This window comes from Sandaracinaceae bacterium (genome assembly GCA_016706685.1).
GTDB lineage: Bacteria > Myxococcota_A > Polyangia > Polyangiales > Houyiibacteriaceae > JADJJE01.
Genome location: JADJJE010000034.1, coordinates 26,232 through 35,440, shown reverse-complemented (window position 1 = coordinate 35,440; position 9,209 = coordinate 26,232). Strand labels below are relative to the sequence as shown.

Below are 9,209 nucleotides of genomic sequence, written 5' to 3'. Positions count from 1 at the left end.
GTGCGTCGTCCACCTGCGCTTCGTCGCCTCATGCACGATGCACAGCGATTCGAGCTGGACGTGGCCTCACTGACCGACAGGAAATTCCACGTCCTGGTAGATGTCCAGAACGGCAAGTGACATGTCCAGGCAGGGCAGCGCGACTTCGCCTTGCTCGAACTCCTCCACGCGCCAACCGTTCTCGCGTCGATAGAGTTCCACCCGCATGATGTCCTGTTCCACGAGCAGGTAGCCCTGCAGGCTGGGCAGGGTCTGATAGGCCAGCAGCTTCTCGCGGCGATCCACTCGGGCGGTCGACTCGGACAGCACTTCCACCAGCAGGCAGGGGGCCGTGCTGAAATGGGTTCCCTGGTCCTGCGGGTCGCACGACAGCAGCAAGTCGGGGTAGTAGAAGCTCGTCTTGCCGGCGATGTCCACGCGCACTTTCATGTCCGCGACGAACAACTGGCAGCCCTTGCGCCGTGCGGCGGGCACCATGGCATGCGTGAGCGCGCTCGCAATCAAGCCATGTCTGCGGCTCGCGCCGGTCATGGCGTACACCTGCCCGTCGATGTAGTCGTGGCGCTGTTCGCCATCGGCCTCGCCGGCCAGATAGTCTTCGATGCTGATGAAGGGTTTGCGTGCGCCCACGACAGGCATGACCGACTCCGACGGGAGGTTTTGGCGCAAGTCTAGCAGCCCACTGCAGGGCTCGCTCATCTCAATGTGACCTGCGCCGGTTACCCGAAGAAGCGCTGCGTTCAAGACTAGCCCACGTGCTCCCACGCCGCCTGCTCGGCCTCTTCCTCGGAGCTGCCCTCTTCTTCCGACAGCTCGCGCTTGGCCTGCGCCAGCAGCGCGTCGAGATCCGACTGCAGGTTGTTGAGCGCGCGCTGCACCTCGTCGATGCGCGCCGCCGAGAGCCCCTCGATCTGCCCCAGCGTCTTGGTCAGCCGCCGCACGGCGCCGTGCGCCTTGTCGATGACCTGGCTGCGCTCGCGCGCGTCGGTGCGCGGATGCAGCAGCGGGTTGAACTGCCGGCGCAGCGCCTGCACGGGCTTGCCCTCTTCGAACACGGCCGCGCGCAGCTCGGCGATGACGTCGTCATTCGGCTCCATGTACGGGGTGCCGTCATTGGCCGGCTCGCCGCGCAGCGCCTTGGCGAAGTAGTCCACCGCGTCGCACGTGGGGATACGCTCGCTCACGCCGTCGCGCTGCAGCACGTTGGGCGCGTGCCGCTCGAGGGCCACGTAGCTGCCGGTGAGCTTGTCCACCGTGGGGCGGCGCATCTGCAGCTCGCTCGCGCAGTAGGCGTAGAAGTCCTCGTAGCCCCAGTCCAGGTAGTACGAGCGGTCGCGCACGAAGACCAGCGCGTGGGCCATCTCCACCCACGAGCGCTTGAAGAGCCGCGCGCGCTGCACGAGGTCCAAGCGCACGCCGTCGGCGCCCATCGCGGCGAGCGCTCCCGCGAGCTGATCCAGTCTCTGATGCGACATGCGGGGCATATAGCGCATCTCGGGTGCGGCGAGGGGGTCGTATACACGGGGTATACGGATTGTCCCTGGGGGACGGACCGCTGTGGCTCGGGAGGGGGTAGGCTGTGCTCATGAACTTCTCCACTTGGACTATCAGCACAGCGCGGCGGGTCTCGGGCCTTGGCCGGCTGTCGTACTTGGCGGGCCTCTCGGTGCTCGCCGCCTCCCTCTCCGGGTGTCCGCTGGACGAGCCCACCGGCGGACCGCCGGACGGCGGCTTCGCCTGCACCGAGGAGTACTTCCCCGTGTGCGGTGTGGACGGCGTCACGTACAGCAACGGCTGCTACGCCGACGCGGCTGGCGTCGCGGTGGCGTACACCGGCAGCTGCGACGGGGTGGACCCCGTGCGCTGCGGCGGCCAGTACGGCGACACCTGCGCCGAAGGCGAGTACTGCGACCTCTCGGGTGGCTACGCGGGTGACCCGCGGCCCCCATCATCGCCGTGGACGCCGGTGTGGGCATGCCGCCCCCGCCCGTGAGCGGCGTGTGCCGCCCCATCGAGGTGCCGTGCGGTGGCCAGTACGGCAACACCTGCGCCGACGACGAGTACTGCGACGTGGCGACGGGCATCGACTTCGACCCCGCCCTGCCCTACCCGGCTTACGACGGCGGCATGGCTCCGCCCATCCCCCCGGCGTACGACGCGGGTGTGGCGCCGCCCATCGACCCATCGACCGGCGTGTGCCGCCCGCTCCCGGAGCAGTTCTGCGGCGGCATCTACGGGGACACGTGCGGCGAGGGCGAGTACTGCGACATCACCGTCACCATGGACCCTCCCCAGGAGCGCCCGTACCCGGCGTACGACGCTGGCTTCGCGCCGCCCCCCGAGCCGTTCGGCGTGTGCCGCCCGATCGACCCGCCCGACTACTGCGGCCCCAACGGCGTGATCTGCCCGGACGGCTACCACTGCGAGAGCAACATCATGGTGGACCTCCTGCCGCCCGAGCCGTGGGACGGTGGCGCGCCCATCCAGCCTCCGCTCGGCGTGTGCGTGCCCGACGAGGAGCCCGGCTGTCCGAACGTCACCGAGCTGGTCTGCGGCAGCAACGGCATCACCTACCAGAACGCCTGCGTGGCCGAGTCCATGGGCGCCATGGTGGTCTCGCAGGGCCGCTGCCCCCGTCCCACCGACCGCGCCTGCGGCGGCTGGGTGGGGAACACCTGCACCGACAGCGAGTACTGCTACTTCGAGCCGGCCACCTACTGCGACTACGCCGATGCGTCGGGCGTCTGCCTGCCGCGCCCCGAGGCCTGCACCCGCGAGCTGAACCCCGTGTGCGGCTGCAACGGCCAGACGTACAGCAACCCGTGTGACGCCGCCTCGAACGGCACCTCGGTGGCCACCTTCGGCGGCTGCGACACCGACCCCACCCCCGGCGGTGAGGGCTCCACCTGCGGCGGGTTGATCGGCGCGGGCTGCGACATGGGCCTGTTCTGCGACTTCCCCGAGGAGGCCCTGTGTGGCGCGGCCGACCAGACGGGCATCTGCACGGTGATGCCCGACGCCTGTCCGGCTGTGTGGGCGCCGGTCTGCGGCTGCGACGGCGACATCTACGGGAACTGGTGTGAAGCGCAGGCCGCGGGGGTGTCCATCGCCCCGATGAGCTCCTGCTTGAACCCCTGAGCGCACACGCGGCGAGTCCGACAACAACGAGCCCCGCTGGCAGCACGCCAGTGGGGCTTTTTCGTGGCGAGAGTCCTATCCTCCAGGTCGTGACCCGCACCACGTTCACCGCGCTGCTGTGCGTGCTCCTCGCTGTGGGGTGCGACGCCCCTTCAGGCCCCGCCCACCTCACGCCGCGCTGGAACGGCGTGATCGAGGGCTTCTATGGCCCACCCTACCGGCACGCGGAGCGCCTTCAGATCCTGGCGTTCGTCGCGGAGCATGGGCTCGACACGTACCTCTATGCGCCCAAGCAAGACCCGTATCACCGGGACGAGTGGCGCACGCCGTACCCCGCCTCGGAGGCCGCCGACTTGGCCGCGCTCATCACGCGAGGGAGCGAGCTGGGTGTGCGTGTGGTGCTGGCCATCGCGCCGGGCGGTGACTACGACGGCAGCTCGGCAGACGAGCAGGCGCTGCGCGCGAAGCTGGACCAGCTGCTGGACCTCGGGGCGCGCGACGTGTGCGTGCTGTTCGACGACGTGGCCAGTAGCTCCCCCGTGGCGGAGCCCGTGGCGCAGGTCGCGGTGCTGAGGTTGGCGTACGACCACGTCCACGCGCGCGCGCCGGAGGCCACGCTGTGCTTCATCGGCCCGTACTACTTCGGCACCGCCGAGCAGCTGGCCAACGGAGACACGCCGCCCTTCCCGTTCGAGTACGAGCACCCCTCGCACGCCTACTACGCCGCGTACCGCGCGCTGCCGCGCGACATGCCCATCCTCTGGACCGGGCGGCACGTGGTCCCCTCGGAGCTGACCGGCGAAGAGGTGCACGCCATGCGGGCCTTCGTGGACCGGCCGCTGCTGCTCTGGGACAACCTGCCCGTCAACGACGTGGTGCTGGCAGGCGACGTGTTCCTGGGGCCTTGGCAGCGGCCCGGGGCCGACCTCGCGCGGGAGTCCGATGGCGTGCTGCTGAACCTGATGACGTCGCCGCGCGGGAGCTTGGTGATGGTGGGTGCGGCGGCGCGCACGCTGCGGGACGGCACGGCCACCGACGAAGCCTGGGCGCTGGGCGCGGCGGACGCCGACGCGTTCCTGGACAGCGATGACGTGCTCCAGCGGCTCGCTGCGTACTACCGGTCCCACCCGTTCCTGCCGGACACGCGCGACGCCATGGTGCTCAGCGAGCGCATGGAGGCGTGGTGGGCCGATCCCAACGCCACCACCGAGGCGGCGCTGCGGGCCGAGCTGAGCGCCGCCATCGCGTTGGCCGATGACGTGGCGGCGCTGTCCGACCCTTCGCTTGCGGCAGAGCTGGCGCCGCCTGCGACGAACGTGCAGGCCGCCGCGTCCCACGCCCTCGCGGCCCTCGAGGCCGTGGTCAGCCAGCGAGGCGGGGGCACGCCGGATCGGGCCGGCCTTTCGCTGCGCCGAGAAGCGCTGCGCACGCTGCGACCCCAGCCTGGCGGGCACGCGCCCCTCCCCAACCTGGTGGCGCGCTTCATCACGGACGCGCCGCCGGTGAGGGTGGACGTGTTCGGGGCCTTCATGGACCGCGCGCTCGACGAGCTGTGAGCGCCCCCCCCCCCCCCCCGCCCCCCCCCCCCCCCCCCCCCCCCCCCCCCCCCCCCCCCGCCCGCGGCCCCCCCGCCCGCCCCCCGGGCCCCCCCGGGGCCCCGCCCCCCCCCGCCCCCCCCGCGCCCCCCCCCCCCGCCCCCCCCCCCCGGCCCCGCGCGGCCCCGCGCGGGCCCCGGCCCCGGGCCGCCGCCCCGCCCGCCCCCCCCGCCGGCGGGCCCCGCCCCCCCGCCCCGCCCGCCCCCCCCGGCGCCCCCCCCCCCCCCCCCCCCCCGGGGGCCCCCCGCGGGGGGCCCCCCCAGCCCCCCCCCCGCCCCCCCCGCGGGGCCGGCGCCGCCGCGCGGGGCGCCCCCCCCCCGGGCGCCCCCCCCCCCCCCGGGGCGGCCCCCCCCCCCCGCGGGGGCCCCCCCCCGCCCCCCCCCGCCCGCCCCGCCCCCCCCCCCCCCCCCACCGCCCCCCCCCCCCCCCCCCCCCCTTCCCCACCTCCCGGCCCCCCCCCCCCCCCCCCCCCCCCCCGCGCCCGCCCCCCCCCCGCCCGGGGCCGCCCCCCCCCGCGCCGCGGGCCCCCCCCCCGGGGCCCCCCCCCGGGCCCCGCCCCCCGCGCCGCCCCCGCCGCCCCGCCCCCCCCCCCCCCCCCCCCCCCCCCCCCCGCCCCCCCCGCCCCGGGGCCCCCCCCCCCCCCCCCCCCCCCCCCGCGGGGGGGCCGCGGGGGGGGGGGGGGGGGGGGGGCGGGCCGGCCCCGCCCCGCCCGGCCGCGCGCGGGCGGGGCGGGGGGGGGGGCCCCCCCGCGCGGGGGGGCGCCCGCCCCCGGGCCCGCGCCCGCGGGGCGGGGCGCCCCCCCCCCCCCCGGCGCCCGGCCGGGCGGCGTGGGCGCGCGGCGCGGCGCCCCCCCCCCCCCGGGGAGGGAGTCATGCCCCGCCCGGATACCAGCACCGCCGGCTTTGCGGGGCCGCCAACCTGGTGCTACGCCCCGAAACAGCGTCTGGTCGTGGGGACCGGACCAGGGGAATGCAGACATGATCAAGAAGGCAATCATCGCGCTGATGCTGGGCGCGGGCATGATGGGGTGTGGTTCGTCGGCGGTGGCCATGCTGCCGGCGCAGGGGGCAGCCGATGCGCGCGCGGCAGACGGCCAAGCGGTGGTGGTGTTCGTGCGGCACTCGCGCCTGGGGAAGAAGGTCTCGTTTCCCATCGTCACCGAGGACGGGCAGTTCGTGGCCATCCTGCGTGGCCAGATGCACGCCACGGTGAGCGTGCCCGCCGGGCACCATCGCTTCTTCGTGCTGGCCGAGAACGCCGACGTGGTGGAGGTGAACGCCGAGCCCGGGCGCGTGTACGTGGTGGAGACCCGCCCGCGCATGGGCTGGGGCAAGGCGCGCGTGACGGTGGAAGCCGTGAAGCGCGAGACCCCGCGCTTCGCCGAGGCGCCGGAGTGGATTCGCGACACCCCGGGGTTCACACCGGACCCGGTGGCCGGCGCGGCCTGGGCCAGCGAGCACCGCGAGAACATCATGGAGCGCGTGCAGAGCGGGCTCACGGACTGGAACGCAGGCGACGCGGCCTACCGCGCCTCGCGCACCCTCGAGGCCGGCGACGGCTACCTGCCCACCGAGATCAGCTGGTAGGCACGCATCGAGCCGTAGCGGTTTCGGGCGGAATGCGACACCGTGTCCCGATGACCGACGCCCACGGCTACGCCGCCCAATCGCCCACCTCCCCGCTCGCCCCGTTCTCGTTTCAGCGCCGTGACCTCGGCGCTCACGACGTGGCCATCGACATCTTGCACTGCGGCGTGTGCCACTCGGACCTGCACACGGCGCGCAACGAGTGGGGCGGCGCGGTGTATCCCTGCGTCCCAGGACACGAGATCGTGGGGCGCGTCACGCGGGTGGGCGCCGCGGTCACTTCCTTTGCGGTGGGCGACACGGTGGGCGTCGGTTGCCTGGTGGACAGCTGCCAGCGCTGCGACTCGTGCGCCGAGGGGCTCGAGCAGTACTGCGAGAACGGTTTCACCGGGACCTACGACAGCAAGGAGCAGGGTGGAGGGCCCAACACCCTCGGGGGCTACTCCGACCACATCGTGGTGAAGGACAAGTTCGTCCTGCGCATCACTCACCCCGAGGCCCAGCTGGCGGCCGTGGCGCCGCTGCTCTGCGCGGGCATCACCACCTACTCGCCGCTGCGCGAGTGGAAGGTGGGCCCCGGCAGCAAGGTGGGCATCGTGGGCCTCGGCGGCCTCGGCCACATGGGCGTGAAGCTGGCTGCGGCCATGGGCGCGCACGTGGTGCTCTTCACCACCTCGCCCAACAAGGCCGAGGACGCCAAGCGCTTGGGCGCCGCCGAGGTGGTGGTCACCAAGAACCCGGCCGAGATGAAGCCGCACCGCAACAGCCTGGACTTCATCCTCAACACGGTGGCCGCGTCGCACAGCATGGACATGTTCCTCACGCTCTTGAAGCGTGACGGAACCATGGTGCTGGTGGGGGCGCCCCCCACCCCGCACGCCCCGCCCGGCGCGTTCAACCTGATCTTCAAGCGCCGCCGCCTGGCGGGGTCGCTGATCGGCGGCATCGCCGAGACGCAGGAGATGCTCGACTTCTGCGCGGCGCACGGCATCGTGTCCGACATCGAGACCATCCCCATGCACGGCATCAACGACGCCTACGAGCGCATGCTGAAGAGCGACGTGAAGTACCGCTTCGTCATCGACATGAGCACGCTGCGCAGTCAGCCGTAGCGCCTGTGCACGGAGACCCGGGCTGGCTCAGTGCGAAGAGCGCCCGCCCGACTTCTTGTCCTTCTTGGACTTCTTGTCGGCCTTTTCGCCCTTGGCGGAGCGGGTGGCGGCGTCGCCCGCGACGTTGGCCGCGTGCTTGACGGCGTCCCCCACGTCCTGGGCGGCATGCTTGGCTACGTCGCCCACGTCCTGGGCGGCATGCTTGGCCGCGTCACTCACCTGCTGAGCGGCCTGCTTGGCCGAGTCCACCGCCGCTGACGCCCCGCTCTTGAGGCTGCCGCTCGCGCTCGCGGCGACGTCCTTCGCGTCGCCGTAGGCGGTCTTGATGACCTCCTTACCGTCGTTGGCGGCCTCACCCATCTTCTTGGCGGCGTCCGTCATGCCGTCCTTGGCGGTCTCGATCCCAGTGCTCACCTGCTTCTTGATATCAGTCATGGCTTCTCTTCTCTTCTATAGACACACGTCTGTGAAAACGAAGGCATGACAATAACCACTTCGCATAGCTTCGCCAGGAGCTACGGCGGTCATTCACATTGATGGAGAGAGCCCATCGTTTTGACGTGCGTCGGTCATCACCGCCTCTCTTTCAGCGCGAATGCGTTCGTTTTGAGGATGGTTTGGTTGGCACGGCGATCGCATAACATCTCCCCCCTTATGACTAACACTCCCGTACACGCGGCCTTTCGGGCACGCCTATTCGTTACAGTTGCACTCATGATTGTGGCCGGATGTGGCGAAGACACCGGCAACCCAAACACGACTCCAACGGCCACAAACCAGTCTCCTGGAGATGGCTCCATAGACGCGCCCATCAACGGGAGCGTGCGCGCTTCGTTCAATGTGGCGATGGATCCCGACACCTTGAACGACGCCACGTTCACCGTGACCAGCAACAACGGGACCGTGCTCGTCCCGGGCACGGTGCTCTACGCCGATGACACCGTGGTCTTCTGGCCCGCCGCTCACCTGGCGGCCGACACCACGTTCACCGTCACGCTGAGCACCGGGATCACGAGCGCCGCTGGCGTTCCCCTCGAAGAGGCCGTCACGTGGTCCTTCACCACCGGCGACACCCTGGCCGCGCCCATGGCGGTGAACCTGCGCACCGCGGGCGACTTCGTGGTGCTGTCGAAGACCGGCATCTCCACGGTGCCCGCCTCGGTCATCACGGGCGACATCGCCGTGAGCCCGGCCGCCGCCACGTACATCACGGAGTTCGCCCTGATGGCGCACTCATCCAATGTCTACGCCACCTCCACCCAGGTGATCGGCCGCGTCTACGCGGCGGACTACGCGCAGCCCACGCCTTCGAACCTGACCACGGCCGTGGCCGACATGCAGCTGGCCTACACGGACGCCGCCAGCCGCGCACCCGACGTGACCGAGCTGGGCATGGGGGACATCAGCGGGATGACCCTCGACGCCGGTGTCTACGCGTGGGGCACCGGGCTGCTGCTGACGAGCGACGTGACCCTCACGGGCAGCGCCACCGACGTGTTCATCTTCCAGATTGCGCAGAACCTCACCATCGCGAACGGCGTCAGCATCGTGCTCGCGGGCAACGTCCAGCCGAGCAACATCTTCTGGCAAGTGGCGGGCAACGCCACGTTCGGAACCACCTCGCACATGGAGGGCATCGTGCTGTGCCAGACGTCGGTCAGCCTGCAGACCGGCGCGTCCATCAACGGGCGCTTGCTGGCTCAGACCGCCGTGGACCTCGCGGCGGCCACGGTCTCCGACCCCGACTGAGGCGCGTCCCGCGCGAGAGCGTGCTTGCC

9 protein-coding genes and 2 pseudogenes are annotated in these 9,209 nt (G+C 72.0%); 8 read left to right on the top strand and 3 right to left on the bottom strand.

Going from position 1 to position 9,209, the window contains the following annotated elements; translation table 11 throughout:
- Positions 1-66: 66 nt before the first annotated feature.
- Positions 67-639, bottom strand: a complete 573-nt coding sequence (locus IPI43_28110; GenBank protein MBK7777932.1) for a Uma2 family endonuclease — start codon at positions 637-639, stop codon at positions 67-69.
- A gap of 107 nt (positions 640-746) precedes the next feature.
- Positions 747-1,475: a hypothetical protein gene (locus IPI43_28105; GenBank protein MBK7777931.1), complete on the bottom strand. Its 729-nt coding sequence runs from the start codon at positions 1,473-1,475 to the stop codon at positions 747-749.
- A gap of 110 nt (positions 1,476-1,585) precedes the next feature.
- Between IPI43_28105 and IPI43_28100 the strand changes: the two genes are divergently transcribed.
- The 7 genes and pseudogenes from IPI43_28100 (at position 1,586) to IPI43_28070 (ending at position 7,431) form a co-directional block, all read left to right on the top strand.
- Positions 1,586-1,993 carry a hypothetical protein gene (locus IPI43_28100; GenBank protein MBK7777930.1) on the top strand — a complete coding sequence of 136 codons (408 nt, stop codon included), beginning with the start codon at positions 1,586-1,588 and terminating at the stop codon, positions 1,991-1,993.
- Positions 1,975-2,589 (top strand): annotated as a pseudogene (locus tag IPI43_28095) (hypothetical protein). Before IPI43_28100 ends, IPI43_28095 begins: the two are co-directional and overlap by 19 nt.
- A 9-nt stretch (positions 2,590-2,598) precedes the next feature.
- Positions 2,599-2,874, top strand: a pseudogene (locus IPI43_28090) (hypothetical protein).
- A 63-nt stretch (positions 2,875-2,937) separates the two neighbouring features.
- A complete protein-coding gene (locus tag IPI43_28085; protein ID MBK7777929.1) occupies positions 2,938-3,138 on the top strand; it encodes a hypothetical protein in 201 nt (66 codons plus the stop codon).
- Between the two features lie 89 nt (positions 3,139-3,227).
- Positions 3,228-4,694, top strand: coding sequence for a beta-N-acetylglucosaminidase domain-containing protein (locus IPI43_28080; protein MBK7777928.1), 1,467 nt, complete (start codon positions 3,228-3,230; stop codon positions 4,692-4,694).
- 1,016 nt (positions 4,695-5,710) lie between these two features.
- Positions 5,711-6,319, top strand: coding sequence for a hypothetical protein (locus tag IPI43_28075; GenBank protein ID MBK7777927.1), 609 nt, complete (start codon positions 5,711-5,713; stop codon positions 6,317-6,319).
- 50 nt (positions 6,320-6,369) lie between these two features.
- Positions 6,370-7,431, top strand: a complete 1,062-nt coding sequence (locus IPI43_28070) for an NAD(P)-dependent alcohol dehydrogenase (protein ID MBK7777926.1) — start codon at positions 6,370-6,372, stop codon at positions 7,429-7,431.
- A gap of 27 nt (positions 7,432-7,458) precedes the next feature.
- Here IPI43_28070 and IPI43_28065 read toward each other — a convergent pair whose 3' ends face one another.
- Positions 7,459-7,866, bottom strand: coding sequence for a hypothetical protein (locus tag IPI43_28065; protein MBK7777925.1), 408 nt, complete (start codon positions 7,864-7,866; stop codon positions 7,459-7,461).
- A gap of 279 nt (positions 7,867-8,145) precedes the next feature.
- Here IPI43_28065 and IPI43_28060 point away from each other — a divergent pair, with 279 nt between their 5' ends.
- Positions 8,146-9,180 carry a DUF3494 domain-containing protein gene (locus tag IPI43_28060; protein ID MBK7777924.1) on the top strand — a complete coding sequence of 345 codons (1,035 nt, stop codon included), beginning with the start codon at positions 8,146-8,148 and terminating at the stop codon, positions 9,178-9,180.
- Positions 9,181-9,209: the final 29 nt, after the last annotated feature.